Below are 18,539 nucleotides of genomic sequence, written 5' to 3'. Positions count from 1 at the left end.
GTGGCGCGCCGCAAACGCGGCGCGGCGGGTCACGACGCGCGCGATGCGCGCTCGCCGTCCATTGCGCGGCGCAGGCTCGCGGGGCGCATGTCGGTCCAGACGGTCTCGATGTGCGCGAGACAGTCGGCTTTCGGGCCGCTCACGCCGACCTCGCGCCAGCCGGCCGGCACGGGCCGGAACGTCGGCCAGATCGAATACTGTTCTTCGTCGTTGATGACGACCGTATAGACGAGGTCGTCGGTGTCGGCGGAAAGCGTCGTGGCTTGCGTCATGATCGGAAATCGCTGAGGCGGTTGAAGGTGGCGAAGCGGCGGTTTCGGCCGCTCCTGTCTGATAGACGATTGGCCGGCGCGGTTTTTTACCGGCGCCGTGCGCGGCCGCCGAGGAACACCGGGCACGCGACGCCGCGATGGCATGCGTCGAGGCATTCCGCGCAGTGGCGCTCCGCGTCGCGCACCATGAAATGCACGAGCGTCTGCGACACGTTCAGCGCGCGCGCCGCGGTCTGCAGCGTCTCCTCACGCAGCCGCACCATCTCGAATGCCGCTCGGCTGCGCGCCGGCAGATCGTCGAGAGCGGCCCACACGCGCCGCAGCGTATCGCGCGTCAGCAGCGCGGCTTCCGGCGTCGGCTCGGGCGACGGCACGTCGAAGCCGTCGTCCTCTTCCGTGTGATAGACGTTCTCGAGGCTTTGCCGGCGGCACGCGTCGATCGACGCATTGCGCACCATCCGCGTCACGTACGCGACCGGCTGGCGCACCGCGTCCTGGTTCGGGAAATCGACGAGCTTCACGAACACGTCGTGCACGACGTCCTCGGCGCGGCTCGCGCAGCCGACGAAGCCGCGCGCGACATTGACGAGCATCGCGCGATGCGAGATCAGCACGTCGAGCAACGCCCCCTGCGCACGAGGCTCCGCGGCTCGGCGCGCACGCAGCGGCCGGTCGGGACAACTGCCGAGGAACGGGTTCGCCGCTGCCGCCGCCGGTCGGTCGAGCACTTCCGCCATCGCCATCGATCTGCTCCGTCAAATTCCGAGATAGCGCAATTTAACGTAAACGCAAATCATTCTCAATCCGATTACAGGATGACCCTTTCGGTTGTCGGGATTTGTCTGAACAATTGGCGAAGTCGTTGCCGGGACAGATGCGACGTGTGCCATCGGGCGCGGCACGCGGCTCCGGCGTGTCCGCCCGGCGCGCGCGCCGGGCGTAGCGCCGACACGACCTTTCACGCGTCTGACGAAATGCCTGCACTCGTCATGTGCGGTAGCAACTTATTACGACGTGAAATTTTGAGGGCTCGTACGATCGACGTGCCGTTTCCAAGGGAGAACAACATGAAATCCATCGTGTTATCCGCTGTCATGGTGGGTGCGCTGTCGAGCGTGATGCTCACCGGATGCGTCGCCTATCCTGCCCCGGCCGAAGTCACGATCGGCTGGCATGGCGATCGTTACTGGGACGGAAATCGCTACTGGGAGCGCCGCGACTGGGAGGCTCGGCATTCCGGCGGGCATGACGACCGCCGCGACGATCGCCGGGATGACCATCGCGACGATCAGCGGCCGCAGTGGTAATGCGCTGCCGCTCCCGTGATCCGCTATCCAACGACAGGACCTCAAACATGAAGACGTTACTCAAGACCCTGACCGTCGCGGCGCTCGCCGCCGCCGTGCTCGTGCCGGCCATCGCCGAAGCGCATCCGCACCGCGTGTGCCACTTCGAGCATCACCATCACAAGGTTTGCCGCTGGGTGCGGTAAACGAAACAAGGCGCCGGGCAACCGGCGCCTTGTTTCATCGCTTTCATGCGACCGCGACCGCTAGCGTGCGGCCGGCAGCAGCAACCGGCATTACGCCAGCCGCGCCGGGGTGACAGGCATGCGGCAGACGTCTCGCCGCATCGCTGCGTTCGGCTTTGCCGCCAGCATGCGTGACGCCACCTTCGGCTGCGACGCCCGTAGCATCCTCTTCTCCTCCGTCGGTTCGTCAATGAAGTTCCGGTGCAGGCGACGTCGTTTTGCGAAACACATCGCTCATACCGTGTAACGCTCAATACAGGAAAATCCGGATCGTGGCGGACGCATCGAACGGCCCGATCTTCGGTGGTCCGAACGACTTGAGCACCGCGTCGAGCAACACGCTCTGATTGGCGACATTGGCCGGAAACTGCGTGAGCGTGAATTGCTTGTTGAATTCGATCGGCTTGCCCTGGCTGTCTTCCAGGCCGATGCCAAAGTTGCTCTTGCTTTCAGGCACCAGCAGGCCGTTCTGCACAGTACCCTTCGTCGCTTCGAAGTAACCGTCGACGCGCACCGGAATGCTGCACTTTTTGGTCAGAGACAGCGAAAACCGCTTGCGCGGCACGGCCGGCAGGAACCCGTTGCCCGAGGCCTGCACCTGCCCGAAATTGACGATGCCCGGCTCGGGCGTCACGAGTACGTCGACGAAGCACGGCGTCGGCTTGAGGTTGCGCAGGCCGCTCAGGCGGTACTGAAAGCTGGTGCCGAACGCATTCAGCCCGAACTCGCCGTCAAACTGGAACACCGTATAGATATCGCCCGGCGGCTGGACCCAGTTGCCCTTCTTGCGCACGACGACCTGATAGTCGATGCTGATGTTCGTCCGCTGGCACCGCCCCCGGTCGAAGTCGTACCTGCTGCATGGAGGCACCGAATACCCGGTAAACACGCCGCCGCCGCGATTGCTGGTCTTGTCGAAGTAATCGATGCCCTTGTAGCGGATGCCGATCTCGAGCCCCCATGCGACAGGGTTCGTGCGGTTCGGATTCGCGTAGAAGTAGATATTGTCGACGACCTTCAGGCTGTCGGCGTCACCCAGATCCTTGTAGCAATACCCCGACGTCGTGCGTACCGGCGACACCCAGATCACATAGCCGTCGGGCGCATCGGTCGGATACGACGCAACGCCGCCGATCGGCTCGGTCAACGAAGTCGCGCCGCTGTTGGTCAGACAGCGCAATGCCCATGCTGGCTGCACGGCCGCAACCAGCAACAGAAGCACGATCCAGCGCAGCCATGCGGCCGGCGATCCCTGGTGGCGCATGCCCCCGCTCATTTCTTCACGCTCTTGCAAGCACCGCCCTCGCACGCATACTCGACCGCCACCTGGCCGCCGTAATCGTCGATATGCGTGACGAACAGCGTCGCCGGCGTCGCTGCCTTGAATGGCACGTCGGCCGTGCTCATCGGGCTGACCATTACCGGGTCCAGCGGCACGGGCGTCTTCTGTGCACCCGACGCCATGTCGACAATCGTGATGTGGTACGGCGTCGGGTTGTCGAACACCAGCTTGTGCGCGGCCGCGTCCACGCGCAGCGTCATCGGCAGCGTCCAGTCCTCGTCGCGCACGGGCTGCACGGCCTTTGGCCGGTAGAACAGCTTCATCTGCGTATGCAGCGCGATCTGCAGCGAGTTCGGCGTATCGCTCTTCGGCGGCACTTCGCGGATGTTCAGGTAGAACACCGTTTCGCGATCGGCCGGCAGCTCGGCACCGGGCAGCTTCGCGATCCGCAGCACGTTGCGCTCGTTCGCCTCGACGCGCTGCAGCGGCGGCACGACCATCAGCGGCGACGTGACCTTGTTGTGTTTCGCGTCCTCGAGCCACGACTGCACGAGATACGGATAGGTCGCGCTCTTGTTGGTGATCGTGACGATCGCGGCCTGTTCGCCTTCGTTGAAGATCACGCGCGTACGGTCCGGAACGATCGCCGCCTGTGCGGCACCCGCGAGCAGTACGCCGGCGGTTGCGAGCACGCACCATGCACGCCGCGGAAAGGAAAGGGAGAAGGAGTTGTTCATCGCTGGATCCGTGGAATCATCGTTCGACCCGCGCAGCCGCTGCATGCGACTCGCCGGGCGTCTGGCACGTCACCGGGATCGGCGTGCCTTCGAGTTGGAGCTGGTTCGGCAGTGCATCGACCGTGCAGAGCGTGCGTTCGCCCGCCCGCACCGCGAGCGTGGATTTCGGCTGAACCTGTGTCAGGAACGCTGCGCCGCCCTCGCCGACGATGCCAAGCTCCTTGCCGTTCGCCGCGTCCTGCACCGACGCACCGAACGGCAGCGGCTTGCCGGCCGCGTCGGCCAACGTGAGGTACAGGTTGCTGCCGCGCGCAGCGGTGAACTTCACGAAGCCGATCGCGCCGTCGGTCAGCACCATGCGCTGGATCGGGTTCGTCACCTGCACTTCGAGCGGCAGCTTCTCGACGTTGACGGTCGCGTCGTACACGTTGTACGGCGAGATGCCGTCGAGCACCCCATAGCCGCGCGAATCGGTATGCGTGAGCGAGCCGGACAGCGGCACGTCGGGCACGCCGTCGGTCGACACCAGCAAGCGCGTATCGCCCGCATTGCCGTTCGCGTGCGCGGAGAGGCCGTACTGCGTCGCGACGAACGAGCCGTCGACCTCGAGCGACGCGGCTGCATACGAGTTGGCAAGCGTCGACGCCTGCGCGGTGAGCTGGTACAACGACGTGCGCTGCCGGAAGCTCGCATTCGCCGATGCCCGGCCGTCGGTCGCGCCCGTATTGATCTGGTAGGTGCGGCCGTCCGAATCGTCGTAGATGTAGCCGGCGTTCACGCTCGTGCTGCCGCCGCCCGTCGTCACGTTCGACGTGACGGTGTGTTTGACGCCGATCGGCAACGTCGCGGTGACGGAGAACTGGTTGCCGCTCGCGCCCGCGCTCTGCGTGCGAAATGCCGACACGTTTACGCTCAGGTTGCGCAGCGCGCCGATCGAGAACGCGCGCGTCAGCGTGACGCCGACGCGCTGCTCGGACGCGCGTGCCCAGTAGGTCGTCTGGTCGTACGAGAAATAGGTCGACGTGTCGCCGAAGCGCTTCGACATCGATGCCGAATAGCGCTGCTTGCTGTTGGCAAGGCCGTAGGAGGTCGGGTCGCCCGTGAACTGCGCGAAGTTCGTGTACTCGCGCTCCGAAAAGCGGTAGCCGAAGAAGCGCACGTCGGCGTCGAGCGTGTCGAAGTGCTTCGAATAGTTGACGCGGTACGAGTTGCCGTTGCGCGTCGCGCCGTTCCACCACAGGCGCGCCCGCGCATGCGTGACGTCGGCCGACAGCGCGCCGAACGTCCCGAAATCGCGGCCGAGGCCCAGCGCGATCGACGTATAGCCCGATGCGGCGATGAAACCGCCATACACGGTGAAGTCCAGCGGCAGGCCGTACGCAAGCTCGCCAAAGCCGAAGAACGGCGTAATGCCGGCGCCGCCGAACTGGCGCGGCTTGCCGAGCGCCATCTTGTAGCGCAATTGCCCGGTACGCGCGAGGAACGGCACGGCGGCCGTCGTCACCTGGAAGCGCTGCACGCTGCCGTCCTCTTCCTCGACCGCGACGTCGAGCGTGCCCTGCACGCTCGTGTTGATGTTCTGCAGCGCAAAGGCGCCGGGCGACACGCGCGTCACGTACAGCACGCGGCCCGCCTGCGACACGGTCACGGTCGCGTTGGTGCGCGCGACCCCCGAGATCAGCGGTGCATAGCCGCGCAACGATGGCGGCAGCATGCGGTCGTCGCTGCGGATCGACGCGCCCGTCAGCGCGAACGTGTCGAAAATGTCGGAGCTCAGGTAGTCGTCGCCGAACGTCGCCGTCGACTGGATCGACGGCAGCGCGCGAAATGCGTAAAGCCGGCTGAAGCGGAACGTGCGGTCCGCGTACGCCGTGTTGCCCACGTTCGACTGCGCCTGGTAGTCGCCGCGAAAGCGCCATGCGTCCCAGTTCGCGCCGATCGTCCCGTAGGCCTGGATCGAATTGGTCTGTCGGCCTGTCGCGCCGAAATTGCGGTTCGTGTTCGCGATCACGCGATAGTCGAGCATCGCGCCGGGAATCCCTTCCGACCAGTTCTCCGGCGGCAGGTAGGTCGAATCGGTGAACTCGAGCGCGGCCTGCGGAATCGTGATCCTGAGCCGCCCGTCGCTCTTCAGGTAGCGCACGGTTGCCCCTTCGATCGCCGTCAGGTCGACGCAGCTTCCGCCCTGGAAACGCGGCAGGTCCTTCGCAAGCGACGGCTTCAGGCCGAACCGCGCGACGAGTTCCGGACGCAGGCATGGCTTGCCCGCACCGGACGTGTCGACGGCCACGAACTCGATCGCCTGCAGCCCGAGGAACAGGTCGTTGACCTGCACGTCGAGCATGTACTCGCCCGGCAGCGTGAAGTCGGCCTGCGAGAACTGCGCCAGGTCGACGTTGCTCGCTCCGTCGATGTCGAGAAACGACGAATTGAATTCCGTCGCATGGCCCTGGCTGCCGACCACCAGCACGGAGACGCAAAGGAAGGAATGTCTGATTCGCACGCGGCGCTACCGGAAATTCGAGGAGAAGAAAACGGGAAGGAAAGAAGAGGGAGGAAGGAATGCATGCCCCCTCCTCCCATACGGACGCTTACTCGTAGCGAACCGTGAAGTTCGCGACGCTGTCGGCCGTACCCGGCGTCACGCCGGCTGCCGTCGCTTCGTAGCTTGCCGCGAACTTCACGACGTTGTTGCCGTTCGACAGCAACGTCGGCGCAGCTTGCTCGACGCCGTTGTCGAGGTATTCACCCGACGAGCTCTGCAGGCGGATGCCGACGTTGGTTGCGGAACCGATCGTCGCGAGCAGCTTCGGCTGCGTTGCGTTCGACGTGCCCGTGAACGTGAACTTCGCCTGCTTCGAAATGCTGGTGTCGCAATCCGTCAGCTTGATCTCGAAATCAACCGGCGTGGACTTGTCGCCAGCCTTCTTGAACACGTTGGTCGGCACCTTGCCGAGCTGGACGGTCTGGTTGACCGAGCCCGCATCGATGCCGCATGCGCCCGCGACGATCTCGCCCGTGAAGTTGATCGTGCCGGTGCCCGCTGCGAAGGCCGAGGTCGACAGGGCCGCGAGTGCGACAGCGGTCAGGAGGGATTTTTTCATGACGTTACCCGTAAGGAGTGCAAATGGAGTAGATGACGTGGCGGACACAAACGGCAGCGTGTGGTTGGCTCCCGTCCGTCACGAGGCGGCATTATCGAGATAATCATGAAAGTTTTCTGTAAATCATTGTCAAATCCTTCTGACAATGTTCGATTTATCTCTCTAAACCCGCACTATTTCCTGTCTATTTTCAATCCCGTCATTTTTATCCGCAGTCCTTTTTTATTCTTCGGAAGCGATTGAAGATTAAAGATATTTTCTGAAGATAGCTGGCACCACCCCGCTCACCCTTACTGGTATTGGTGCTCGAAAGATCCGCCTCAAAAAAGACAAAACATTGTCCTGAGCCGCCATCGTTGCCCGACGACAACGCGAATATCAAATCATTTTCAACAAACAGGAAATTAACCAGCGATTCAATCAAACCAATCTTTTCGCGCAAACGATTGCGAAATGAATACAAACGTTTTACTGCGACACTTTGCCGCCCTCATTATTTCCAATACACGGATTAATTCGGCAGTCAATTCCGGATCGTAAATCGCATGCATGCGCGGTCGCCGGAACCCGGCATCCGGGCCGCATCGCAGAGGAAGAAAAAGGGAAAATGACCCGCACACGTTTGCGCGGGATGGCGACACGAGCGGTCGCCGGACGAGATCCGTTTCGGAACGCGCACGTGCGCGCTGCTGCAGGATGAAAGACGTCCTGCCCTGCCGGTCAGCGGGGAAAGATATCGCGGGAACAGCGATATCGGTCGAAGGAAGCAGCGGCGGCACGTCGAAGCGTACCGCCGCCGTCGTGCCGCCCGGCGCGTTGTCGCGTCAGGCGACGGGCCTTACGCGGAAGCCGCGCCCTCTGCCGACGCCGGCGACCAGCCGCCACCCAGCGCACGGTACAGCGCGATCGCATTCGCGAGCCTGAGCTGCTTGAGCCGGATCAGCTCCTGCCCCGACTCGTACGTGCTGCGCTGCGCGTCGAGCAGTTCGAGATACGTCGCGACACCGCCCGCATAGCGCCGCTCTGCGAGCTTCAGCCGCGCGCCGTCGGCCGCATACACGTCCTGCTGTGCGGCCAGCTGGCGATCGATCCAGTCGCGCGCGGCGAACGCGTCGGCCACTTCGCGGAACGCGGTCTGCACCGTCTTCTCGTAATCGGCAACCGCGATGTGCTTGCGCGCATTCGCGACGTCGAGGTTCGCGCGATTGCGGCCGCCCGCGAAGATCGGCAGCGTGATGCGCGGCGCGAACGTCCACACGCTCGTGCCGCCCGTGAACAGGCTCGAGAACGCGTCGCTGACCGAGCCGTAGTCGGTCGTCAGCGCGATGCGCGGGAAGAACGCTGCGCGCGCGGCGCCGATCTGCGCGTTGGCGGCCTGGAGCCGCGCTTCCGCCTGCCGGATGTCCGGCCGCCGTTCGAGCAGCGCACTCGGTGCGCCGGGCGCCACGGGCGCGATCGACAGCGTGTCGAGCGCGGTCGTGTCGCCCGGCACGTTGCGCGCGAAGTCGCCCGCGAGCAACTGCAGCGCCCGCACGGATTGCGCATGCTCACGCTGCAGCGCAGCCTGCGACGCGCGCGCGGATGCCACCAGCATCTCGGCCGAGCGCAGCTCGATTGCGTCGCTCGTGCCGGCCGCATAGCGGCGCTGCGTGAGCGCTGCCATGTGTTCGCGCGCATCCAGCGTACGCTGCGCCAGCGCGAGCTGTTCGTGCAGCGAGCGCTCCGATACATAAGCGCCCGCCACGTCGGCGATCACGCCGATGCGAACCGTGCGTTGTGCGTCGGCCGTCGCGAAATATTCGGCGAGCGCCGCATCCGACAGGCTGCGCACACGGCCGAACAGGTCGAGCTCGTACGCGCTGACGCCGACGCCCGCGCGATACAGCCCGCTGATCGCGCTTTGGCGCACGACCGGATCGTACTGGCGCGCACGGTCATAGCCCACATTCGCATCGACCGACGGCATCCGATCCGCGCGCTGCACGCCGTACAGCGCGCGCGCTTCCTCGAGCCGGCCGGCCGCGACCCGCAGGTCGCGGTTGTTCGCAAGCGCCGCGTCGATCCATGCCTGCAGCGCGGCATCGGTAAAGTAGGTGCGCCAGTCGTCGAGCAGCGCGGCGTCGGCGGGCGACGCCGCGGCCGAAGCCGGTGCGGTACTGCCATCGACCGGCGCATAGGTGGCCGGCACCGGCGCCGCCGGCCGCTCGTAACGCGGCGCAAGCGAGCAGCCGGCCAGCGCGAGCGCGGCGGCCAGCGCAACCTGAATCCGCAGCGCGGCGCGTGCATTCAGCGCAAACATTATCGAGAACCCTCCATCGTCGCCGGCTGCGCCCCGCCGCGCCGGCGCGGGCCGACGTCGAACAGGCGGCCGACGATCACGAAAAACAGCGGGACGAGGAACACCGCGAGCACGGTCGCCGTGATCACGCCGCCCAGCACGCCGGTGCCGATCGCCATCTGCGCGCCGGACGCGGCGCCCGACGCGAACGCGAGCGGCAGCACGCCGACGCCGAACGCGAGCGACGTCATCACGATCGGCCGCAGCCGCAGGCGCGCGGCCTCGAGCGCCGCATCGACGAGCGACATGCGCTGCGCGACCAGGTCCTTCGCGACTTCGACGATCAGGATCGCGTTCTTCGCGGACAACCCGATCGTCGCGATCAGCCCCACCTTGAAGTAGATGTCGTTCGGCATCATCCGCAGCGTGACGCCGAGCACCGCACCGATCACGCCGAGCGGCACCACCAGCATCACCGCGAACGGAATCGACCAGCTCTCGTACAGCGCCGCGAGCGCGAGGAACACGACGAGCACCGACAGCGCGAACAGCATCGGCGCCTGCGCACCCGACAGCCGCTCCTCGAACGACTGCCCCGACCACGAGAAGCCGGTGCCGGGCGGCAGCTTCGCGGCGAGTCGCTCGATCGCGGCCATCGCCTCGCCGCTGCTGTGGCCTTCCGCGGCCGAGCCGTTGATCGTGAACGACGGAAAGCCGTTGTAGCGCGTGAGCTGCGGCGGCCCGAGCGTCCAGTGCAGCGTCGTGAACGCCGCGAGCGGCACCATCTCGCCGCGCGAGTTGCGCACGCGCAGTTTCTTCACGTCGTCCGGATCGAGCCGGTGCAACCCGTCGGCCTGCACGACCACGCGCCGCACCTGCGTGCCGTGCATGAAGTCGCCGATATAGTCGGAGCCGAACATCACCGCGAGCGTCGTGTTGATTTCGTCCATCGACACGCCGAGCGCGGACGCCTTCGCGCGATCGATGTCGAGCTTCAGCTGCGGCGCGTCCTGCGTGCCGGCGAACATCAGGTCGGTCAACGCCGGATCCTTGCGGCCCGCCGCAAGCAGTTGCTCACGCGCGGCGCTGAACGTCGCGTAGTCGAGCCCGCCGCGATTCTGCAGCCGGAAGTCGAAGCCGCTCGTCGAGCCGAGATCGGGCAGCGCCGGCGAGTTCATCGCGAACACCGTCGTGTTCGGCGTGCTCGCGAAGCGCTCGTTGATGCGCGCGACGATCGCCTGCACGTGATCGCTTTCGCTCTTGCGCTCCTTCCAGTTCTTCAGCGTGACGTAGATCATCCCGCCGTTCGGCCCTTCACCGTACAGGTTGAAGCCGCCGAGCGCGTACGTGAACGCGATCGGCTCATCGCGGCGGATGGTCGACTCGACTTCCCGCACGCTCTGCATCGTTTCCGCGAGCGGCGTGCCTTGCGGCCGGATCACCATCACCATGAAGTTGCCCTGGTCCTCGTCCGGCAGGAACGCGGTCGGCAGCTGCGTAAGCATCAGCCCCGCAGCGCCGGTCAGCGCGCCGTACACGACGAGCCAGCGCACCGGCTTCTTCAGCATCTTGCCGACCCGCGTCGCGTAACGCTGCGTCGCACGCGCGACGAAGCGGTTGAACCAGCCGAAGAAGCCGCGCTTCTCGTGATGGTCGCCGGACACGGGCTTGAGCAGCGTCGCGCACAGTGCGGGCGTCAGCGACAGCGCGAGGAAGGCCGAGAAGCCGATCGACACCGCGAGCGACAGCGCGAACTGCCGGTAGATGTTGCCCACCGCGCCGCCGAAGAACGCCATCGGCACGAACACCGACGTCAGCACCACGGTGATCCCGACGATCGCGCCGCTGATCTGCTTCATCGCCTTGACCGTCGCGTCGTAGGGCCCCAGCCCCTCCTCGACCATCAGCCGCTCGACGTTCTCGACCACGACGATCGCGTCGTCGACGAGAATGCCGATCGCGAGCACCATGCCGAACATCGTCAGCACGTTGATCGAGAAGCCCGCCGCATACATCACGCCGAACGTGCCCGCGAGCGCGACCGGCACGACGAGCGTCGGGATCAGCGTCGCGCGCAGGTTCTGCATGAACAGGAACATCACGAGGAACACGAGCACGCCGGCCTCGATCAGCGTCGTGACGACCTTGTTCATCGACACACGCACGAACGACGACGTCTCGTACGGGATCTGGTACTTCACGCCCGGCGGGAAGTACGCGGACAGCTCGTCCATCGTCGCGCGCACGCGCTTTTCGGTGGATACCGCGTTCGAGCCCGGCGCGAGCTTGATGCCCATCCCGGTCGCGACCTTGCCGTTCACGTACGACGGATAGTTGTAGTCGTTGCCGCCGAACTCGACGCGCGCGACGTCGCGCAAGTACAGCGCGGAGCCGTCGGCCTGCGTGCGCAGCGCGATCGCGCCGAAATCGGCCGGCGTCTTCAGCGGCGCATCGGCGAACACGGTCGCCGCGATCGGCGCGCTGGCCGGCACCGCAGCGCGGCCGATGTCGCCGATCGTCACGCGCGCGTTGTGTGCGCGCACCGCCGACGCAATATCCGACGCGGTGAGGCCGTGCCCGGCCATCTTCACCGGGTCGGGCCAGATCCGCATCGCATATTCGGCGCCCCAGAACTGCACGCGGCCGACGCCGTCCACGCGGCGCAGCGCCTGCACGACGTTCGCCGACGCGTACTCGCCGAGTTGCATGTCGGTCATCCGGCCGTCGTCGGACGTCAGCGACACGACGAACTGGATGTTGTCGGCGGCCTTCTCGACCTGGATGCCGTCGCGCCGCACGGGTTCGGGCAGCCGCGCCTCGACCGTCTTCAGCCGGTTCTGCACTTCGACGGCTGCGAGATCGGCGTTCACGCCCTGCTTGAACGTCAGGTACAGCGACGCGGCCCCGGCACTACTCGTCGCCGACGTATACATCAGCCCCGGCGCCCCGTTCATTTCGCGCTCGATCAGCGCGGTCACCGATTCCTCGACGACCTGCGCGGACGCGCCCGGGTACGTCGCATAGATGCTGACGACGGGCGGTGCGATGTCCGGGTACTGCGCAACGGGCAGCGCGCGAATCGCGAATGCGCCGCCCAGCATGAAGAAGATTGCGATCACCCACGCGAAGACGGGGCGATCGATGAAGAAACGTGCCATGGTGGTCTGGTGTGAACCGGTCAGGTTTGACGGGCGGCCGCCTGCGAAGCGGCCGCTGCCGGCGCCGCCTTCGACGGCGGCGCCTGCTCGACGGGCTTGACGGCCGTATCGGGCGCGAACTGCGCGGCGTTGTCGACGATCACGCGCTCGCCGCCCGCGAGGCCGCGCGTGATGCGCCAGTCACGGCCGCTCATCTGGTCGGCTGCGACCTCGACGTCCTTGACCTTGCCGTTCGTGCCGACGACACGCACCGACGTGCGATCGGTCGTGCGCAGCAGCGCATCGCGCGGCACGAGGATCGCCCGCTGGTCGACCGCCGTATCGAGTGCGATCCGCACATACGCGCCCGGCAGCAGCTCGCGCTCCGGATTCGGGAACAGCGCGCGCATCGCGACGGTGTCGGTGGTCGGATCGACCGCGAGATCGCTGAACAGCAGCTTGCCCTTCAGCGGATATGCGGTGCCGTCGGCGCGCAGCAGCGTCACCGCGATGTCGTGCTGCGCAATGCCCGTCGCACGCCCGCTCTTCACTGCGCGGCGCAACGCGTCGACGTCGGCGGCCGGCTGCGAGAAATTCACGTAGATCGGATCGAGCTGCTCGACGGTCGTGAGCGGCGTCGCCTCGTTCTGGCCGACGAGCGCGCCTTCGGTCACGAGTGCGCGCCGTGCGCGGCCCGCGATCGGCGCGGTGACGGTCGCATAGTCGAGCTGCAACTGCGCCCGTGCGAGCTCCGCCTTCGCGGAGGCGACCTCGGCCTTCGCCTGGGTATCCGCCGCGACGGCTTCGGTGTGGTCGCGCTCGCTCACCGCGCGATCGCGCACGAGATCGTCGTAACGGCGGCGCTTGTCGGTCGCCGCGAGCGCGGCGGCCTGCGCCTTCGCGAGCGCACCCTGCGCGGCATCGCGTGCGGCCTTCAGCGGCGCGGGATCGATGCGGAACAGCACGGCGCCCTGCTTCACCTCCTGGCCTTCCTCGTAAGTGCGCGCGGTGACGATGCCCGCAACCCGCGCGCGCACTTCCGCCTGCCGGTACGCGTCGAGCCGGCCCGGCAATTCGACGGTCATCGGCACGGCCGTCGGGCGCACCGTCACGACCGTTGCCTGTTTCGCGGCCTCCGGCGCGGCGTCCTTGTCGCCCTTTCCACATCCGGCCAGGGCCAGCACGGCCGCCAGCGCGAACGGCACCAGCCGGTGGCGCAACAGGGAGCGATTGTTATTCATGTGTGACCTCGGATCGTTCGCCACCGATAAAATGCGGCGGCTCAGGGTGGCCGATTATAATCAGTCACGACTGATTAAATACACGCCGTTTCAATCTGACCGTCACACTGTCTCAATAAAACGACAGCGAACTGTAAGGAATTTCAGGACATGGCCCGCAAGACCCGCGAAGAATCGCTCGCCATCAAGCACCGGATCCTCGATGCCGCCGAGCTCGTGCTGCTCGAGAAGGGCGTTGCGCAAACCGCGATGGCGGACCTCGCCGAGGCCGCCGGGATGTCGCGGGGCGCCGTCTACGGCCACTACCGCAACAAGATGGAGGTGTGTCTCGCGATGTGCGACCGCGCGTTCGCCCGCACGTCGGAAGGCTTCGACGCGGGCGACGGGCTGCCCCCGCTTGCCACGCTGCGGCGCGCCGCCTCGCACTATCTGCAGGAATGCGGCGAGCCGGGCCCGATGCAGCGCGTGCTCGTGATCCTCTATACGAAGTGCGAGCAGAGCGAAGAAAACGGCGCGCTGCAGCGGCGCCGCATGCTGCTCGAATTGCAGATGCTGCGGATCACGAAGGCGCTGCTGCGCCGCGCGATCGCGGCCGGCGAAATCGCCGCCGATCTCGACGTGCATCTGGCCGCCGTCTATCTCGTGTCGCTGCTCGAAGGCGTGTTCGCGTCGATGATCTGGACCAACCGGCTGCGCGGCAACCTGTGGAACGACGCCGAAGCCATGCTCGACGCCAGTTTCGACGCCGTGCGCACGTCCACCGCGCTGCGCCGCCGCGCGCACAAATTGCCGGACTGATGGGAATTGTCGTAATAAATGCTGATTTAACCCGATTTACCGCACTGCGAAACGAATGAGCTGACCCCCTTTAAAATTTTTAACGTTTCGCGGAACATCGGTAGACTGACGCTGTCATCTTTCTTTAGCGTCTTCGTGATAACCGGGTTCGACCCGGTATGCACGCCGCCGTTCGAAGCGGGCCCGCCCCGCGCGTTGGGTCGAACGGAAACGATACAGGCCCCTGGCGGGGCCTGTTTTGTTGCACGCCCGCCGCCCGCCCCGTCGCCGCCCGACGGATGTGCCGCCGGTGGCCCCTGCCCACACCCCTTTGAACCGCTCTCCTGGATGTGGACACCTTGGTCAAGTCTGCCGCTACCCCTGATGCTTTCGCGCCTGGCCGCGCGCAGCGCGTCGCACGCGCGCTCATCCCTGCCGCCGTGCTCGGCGCCCTCGCCGCGCTCGGCCTTGCCGCGCTGCCGGCCGTGTCGCAACTGCCGGGCGCCGTCGACTCGGGCACGGCCGCGCTGCCGCAGCGCGTGCTGTCCGACACGCCGTTTCCCACCGCGCAGCATTTCGTGACGAGCGAGCTCGCCCGCACGATCGGCGAGCGCGGCGATGCCGGCGAACGTAACGACCGCAGCCAGCAGCCGGGCTTGTTCGCGCCGCTCAGCGCACACCGCAACGACATGCTCGGCTATGCGAACCTGTTCCAGTTCGCAGCCCCTGAAAACCAGCACGGAATGCGCGCGGGCGACATCGAGCTCACGCTGTCCGATACGCTGAACCGTCTCGACGTGCCGCCCGAGGTGCGCATCCAGCTCGGCGATCTCGTCAGCGGCAAGGTCGCGATGCGTGCAAGCGCGCAGCGCGGCGACTACTACCGCGTCGCGTTCGATACGAACGACGGCACGCCGCACCTCACCGCACTCGAACTGCGCGTCGCCGGCCGCACGTTCGGCGCGATCTGGTTCCGTGCGCCGGGCGCCGAGCACGGCGCGTACTACGCGCTCGACGGCTCGCCGCTCGAAGCCGCCGCATTCACGATGCCGGTCAAGTGGACGCGCATCAGCTCGTTCTTCGGCGAGCGCATTCATCCGCTGTCGCAGGCGATGGCGTTCCACACGGGCGTCGATCTCGCCGCGCCGAGCGGTACGCCCGTCGATGCGGCGGCCGACGGCGTCGTGTCGTTCGTCGGCACCGATCCGGGCGGCTACGGCCGCTACGTGATCGTCGATCACGCCGATGGGTACTCGACCTATTACGCGCACCTGTCCGCATTCGCACGCGGCCTCAAGACGGGCGAGACCGTGAAGCAGGGCCAGCGCATCGGCTCGGTCGGGATGACCGGCGCCGCCACGGGCCCGCACCTGCACTTCGAGGTGCGCGTCGCGAACGATCCGGTCGACCCGCTCGTCACGCTCGCGAGCGCGCAGACGGCGCTGTCCGACATGCAGCTCACCGCCTTCCGCCAGGAAGCGGCGCAATGGCGCTTCCGTCTCGCGTCGGTCAATACGGCACCGTTCGCGTTCGCGCGGAACGACGGGCCGCTGTGGGGCGATTTCGCAACCGATACCTCGACGCTGCGCGCGGTCTTCAATACGCATTACTCGGCGTCGTGATGCACCCGCCGCGCGCCGTCGCTCGACGAGCAGCGGCGCGCGGCCGGCCCTCTGCCGTCCCTGTCCGTACAGCCCGCCGGGCCCGACCTGCCCGGCGGGCTGTCCGCTGCGCAGCTTCACCGGCACTTCCTCACAGGCAAATCGAAACGGTCGCAGCAATGGCCGGCGCCGCGGCATGCCGTTACCGCGCGGGTTCCGTGTACTCGGCCGCCGCCTGCACGGCGCGTTCCGCGCGCGGGCGGCGCGACAGCAGCCAGCGTGCCGCGCCGTCGAGTGACGTGCACAGCACCAGATAGATCAGCGCGACGAACAGGAAGATCGGCGCCGGGTACACCATCAGCCGGTTGTTCACCTGCGTCGCGACGAACGACAGCTCCGGCACGCCGACGATATACGCGAGCGACGTGTCCTTCACGAGCGCGACCCACTGGTTGACGAACGACGGCGTCATGATCCGGATCGCCTGCGGCAGCAGCACGTAGCGCACCGTCTGCCAGCGCGTGAGCCCGAGCGACAGCCCGGCCTGCCATTGCCCGTCGCCGGCCGCGACGATACCCGCATGCACAGCGTGCGCGAGATACGCGCCGCCGATCAGCGCGAGCGCGCATACGACCGTCGCGAGCCCCGGCACGTCCATGTGCAGCAGCATGGGCATCAGGAAGTAGGTCCAGAAAATCAGCATCAGCACCGGAATCGCGCGAAAGAAGCCGATGAACGCAAGCAGCAGCACGCGTGCGGGGCCGCGCGCGAGCGCCATCGCAACACCGAGCGCGATGCCGAGCACGGCCGATGCGACGGCCGACGCGATCGCGAGCAGCAGCGACAGCGCGGCGCCGCCGAGCGGCCCTTCCGGGAACGCGCCGACGAGCAGGTACGGGAGATTCGCGAACAGCAGCGAGAGATCCATCGTCAGCGCCCCGCTCCCAGCCGGTCGCGCCATTGCGTCGCGGCATACGCGCCCGCTTCGATCGCGGCCACCGCCGCGACGTACAGCACGGTCGCCACGCCGAATGCGGCGAAGGTCTTGAACGTCTCGGTCTCGACCTGCCGCGATGCATACGACAGCTCGGCCACGCCGATCGCCATCGCGAGCGACGAGTTCTTCACGAGATTCATGTATTGGCCGAACAGCGGCGGCAACGCGATGCGCACGGCCTGCGGCAGCACCACGTAGCGCAGCGACTGCATCGGCGTGAGGCCGAGCGCGGCCGCCGCATCGTGCTGCGCGCGCCGCACGCCGCGCAGGCCCGCTTCGCACTCCTCGGCAACAAACGCGGCCGTATAGGCACTCAGCCCGACCCAGCCCGCGACGAATTCGAACGATGGCCACGCAAGCGTGAACGGGCCGATGCTCAACGCATGGCGCGCGTTCAGCCACGCAATCCACGTATCGGGCAGCAGCGACGCGACGCCGAAATACCAGAACAGCAACTGCACGAGCAGCGGGGTGTTGCGGAACGTGATGACGTACGCGGCCGCCACCGTGCGCGGGGCGATGCCGCGCGCATGCCGCATGACCGCGAGCAGCAGCCCGCCGGCGGTCGCGGCAACGGCCGACGCAGCCGCGAGGCCGAGCGTCAGCAGGAAGCCCTGCCAGAGCCAGGACAGATATTTGGGAGCCAACCCGAGCATGCCGTGTTGCGGGCGCGAAGCGCGCGATCGGAAGAAAACGGAAAGCGCCGCGAGGCCAAGGGTCCGGCCGAGCGCGGCGCGCGTGCGAGGAGGCGGATCAGGTCTTGTCGCCGATCCGGAAGATGCGTGTGAGCGGCGTCTTCGTCGTCGGCCCGAACCATGCGTCGTAGATCTGCACGGCGCGGCCGTTCGCCTCGAGCCCCTTGAGCGTGTCGTTGACGAAGCCGAGCAGGCGCGTCTCGCCCTTCGGCACGCCGACGCCCATGTAGTCGTTCGAGATCGTGAACGCGGGGATCTCGTAGTTCTGCTTGTCGGGCACGTTCGCGAGCAGCCCGATCAGCTTCGGGCCGTCCTGCGTGATCGCCTGCACGTTGCCGGCGCGCAGCGCGGCGAACGCGAACGGCGTGTCGTCATACGCGACGATCGTCGCCTTCGGGAATTTCTCGCGCAGCGTGATCTCGTTGGTCGTGCCCTTGTCCGCGCCGACGCGCAGCGCGTTCAGCTGGTCGGCGGATTTCAGCACGCCCTTCTTCGCGAGAAACTGCTGCCCCGACGAGAAATACGGAATGCTGAAGTCGACCTGCTTCGCGCGCTCGTCGGTGATCGTGAAGTTTGCGAGCACGAGATCGACCTTGCCGGACGTCAGGAACGGGATGCGGTTCGCCGGGTTGGTCGGCTGGAGCTGCAGCTTCACGCCGAGCTTGTCGGCGAGTGCCTTCGCGTAGTCGACGTCGAGGCCGACGATGTGGTTGCTTTTGCCGTCGACATAGCCGAACGGCGGGTTGCTGTCGAACGTCGCGACGCGCAGCACGCCGGCCTTTTTGATGTCGTCGAGACGGTCCGCATGCGCGACGGTGCCTGCGGTGATGAGCGCGGCCCCGACGAGCCACGTAGCGAGCGTGTGGAATTTCATGAGCACGACCTGA

The 18,539-nt window shown here is 66.5% G+C and carries 16 protein-coding genes; 4 read left to right on the top strand and 12 right to left on the bottom strand.

Annotated features, from left to right (window positions below; genetic code table 11):
* Nucleotides 1-29: 29 nt before the first annotated feature.
* The gene (locus B7G54_RS10255; protein WP_085038990.1) at nucleotides 30-272 is read right to left on the bottom strand and encodes an MbtH family protein; all 243 of its coding nucleotides are present in this window, start codon (nucleotides 270-272) and stop codon (nucleotides 30-32) included.
* 86 nt (nucleotides 273-358) lie between these two features.
* On the bottom strand, nucleotides 359-1,015 hold the full coding sequence (locus tag B7G54_RS10250) for an RNA polymerase factor sigma-70 (RefSeq protein WP_085038989.1): 657 nt from the start codon (nucleotides 1,013-1,015) through the stop codon (nucleotides 359-361).
* 324 nt (nucleotides 1,016-1,339) lie between these two features.
* Here B7G54_RS10250 and B7G54_RS10245 point away from each other — a divergent pair, with 324 nt between their 5' ends.
* Nucleotides 1,340-1,579 carry a hypothetical protein gene (locus B7G54_RS10245; RefSeq protein WP_085038988.1) on the top strand — a complete coding sequence of 80 codons (240 nt, stop codon included), beginning with the start codon at nucleotides 1,340-1,342 and terminating at the stop codon, nucleotides 1,577-1,579.
* Between the two features lie 47 nt (nucleotides 1,580-1,626).
* Entirely contained in the window at nucleotides 1,627-1,764 is a 138-nt protein-coding gene (locus B7G54_RS39015; protein WP_163008971.1) for an HHHH-motif protein, read from the top strand.
* Nucleotides 1,765-2,053: 289 nt separating this feature from the next.
* Here B7G54_RS39015 and B7G54_RS10235 read toward each other — a convergent pair whose 3' ends face one another.
* From B7G54_RS10235 to B7G54_RS10200, 7 genes are all read right to left on the bottom strand, one after another.
* Nucleotides 2,054-3,079 carry a fimbrial protein gene (locus B7G54_RS10235; protein WP_085038986.1) on the bottom strand — a complete coding sequence of 342 codons (1,026 nt, stop codon included), beginning with the start codon at nucleotides 3,077-3,079 and terminating at the stop codon, nucleotides 2,054-2,056.
* A complete protein-coding gene (locus B7G54_RS10230; RefSeq protein WP_085039195.1) occupies nucleotides 3,076-3,822 on the bottom strand; it encodes a fimbrial biogenesis chaperone in 747 nt (248 codons plus the stop codon). The genes B7G54_RS10235 and B7G54_RS10230 overlap by 4 nt, the downstream gene beginning before the upstream one ends.
* Before the next feature lie 16 nt (nucleotides 3,823-3,838).
* Complete coding sequence (locus B7G54_RS10225) at nucleotides 3,839-6,325, bottom strand: fimbria/pilus outer membrane usher protein (protein ID WP_482764046.1); 2,487 nt, start codon at nucleotides 6,323-6,325, stop codon at nucleotides 3,839-3,841.
* Between the two features lie 88 nt (nucleotides 6,326-6,413).
* Entirely contained in the window at nucleotides 6,414-6,926 is a 513-nt protein-coding gene (locus B7G54_RS10220; protein ID WP_085038984.1) for a fimbrial protein, read from the bottom strand.
* 838 nt (nucleotides 6,927-7,764) lie between these two features.
* Nucleotides 7,765-9,225, bottom strand: a complete 1,461-nt coding sequence (locus B7G54_RS10210) for an efflux transporter outer membrane subunit (protein ID WP_085038983.1) — start codon at nucleotides 9,223-9,225, stop codon at nucleotides 7,765-7,767.
* Nucleotides 9,225-12,362 carry a multidrug efflux RND transporter permease subunit gene (locus B7G54_RS10205; RefSeq protein WP_085038982.1) on the bottom strand — a complete coding sequence of 1,046 codons (3,138 nt, stop codon included), beginning with the start codon at nucleotides 12,360-12,362 and terminating at the stop codon, nucleotides 9,225-9,227. Before B7G54_RS10205 ends, B7G54_RS10210 begins: the two co-directional genes overlap by 1 nt.
* A 20-nt stretch (nucleotides 12,363-12,382) precedes the next feature.
* Nucleotides 12,383-13,582: a MexX/AxyX family multidrug efflux RND transporter periplasmic adaptor subunit gene (locus tag B7G54_RS10200; RefSeq protein ID WP_085038981.1), complete on the bottom strand. Its 1,200-nt coding sequence runs from the start codon at nucleotides 13,580-13,582 to the stop codon at nucleotides 12,383-12,385.
* 150 nt (nucleotides 13,583-13,732) lie between these two features.
* Between B7G54_RS10200 and B7G54_RS10195 the strand changes: the two genes are divergently transcribed.
* Nucleotides 13,733-14,380 carry a TetR family transcriptional regulator gene (locus B7G54_RS10195; protein WP_085038980.1) on the top strand — a complete coding sequence of 216 codons (648 nt, stop codon included), beginning with the start codon at nucleotides 13,733-13,735 and terminating at the stop codon, nucleotides 14,378-14,380.
* 338 nt (nucleotides 14,381-14,718) lie between these two features.
* Nucleotides 14,719-15,981, top strand: a complete 1,263-nt coding sequence (locus B7G54_RS10190) for a M23 family metallopeptidase (protein ID WP_085038979.1) — start codon at nucleotides 14,719-14,721, stop codon at nucleotides 15,979-15,981.
* Between the two features lie 181 nt (nucleotides 15,982-16,162).
* On the opposite strand, the gene B7G54_RS10185 is transcribed toward B7G54_RS10190, so the two are convergent.
* The 3 genes from B7G54_RS10185 to B7G54_RS10175 all read right to left on the bottom strand — a co-directional run bounded on the left by B7G54_RS10185 (nucleotide 16,163) and on the right by B7G54_RS10175 (nucleotide 18,526).
* Nucleotides 16,163-16,888, bottom strand: a complete 726-nt coding sequence (locus tag B7G54_RS10185; protein WP_085039194.1) for an amino acid ABC transporter permease — start codon at nucleotides 16,886-16,888, stop codon at nucleotides 16,163-16,165.
* A 2-nt stretch (nucleotides 16,889-16,890) separates the two neighbouring features.
* Nucleotides 16,891-17,613, bottom strand: coding sequence for an amino acid ABC transporter permease (locus tag B7G54_RS10180; RefSeq protein ID WP_085038978.1), 723 nt, complete (start codon nucleotides 17,611-17,613; stop codon nucleotides 16,891-16,893).
* A gap of 97 nt (nucleotides 17,614-17,710) precedes the next feature.
* Nucleotides 17,711-18,526 (bottom strand): ABC transporter substrate-binding protein, encoded by an 816-nt coding sequence (locus tag B7G54_RS10175; protein ID WP_085038977.1) that lies wholly within the window; start codon nucleotides 18,524-18,526, stop codon nucleotides 17,711-17,713.
* Nucleotides 18,527-18,539 lie beyond the last annotated feature (13 nt).

Source organism: Burkholderia puraquae (genome assembly GCF_002099195.1).
Lineage (GTDB): Bacteria > Pseudomonadota > Gammaproteobacteria > Burkholderiales > Burkholderiaceae > Burkholderia > Burkholderia puraquae.
Note: the sequence above shows the minus strand (reverse complement) of the source record. Positions and strands in the feature narration are given on the sequence as shown.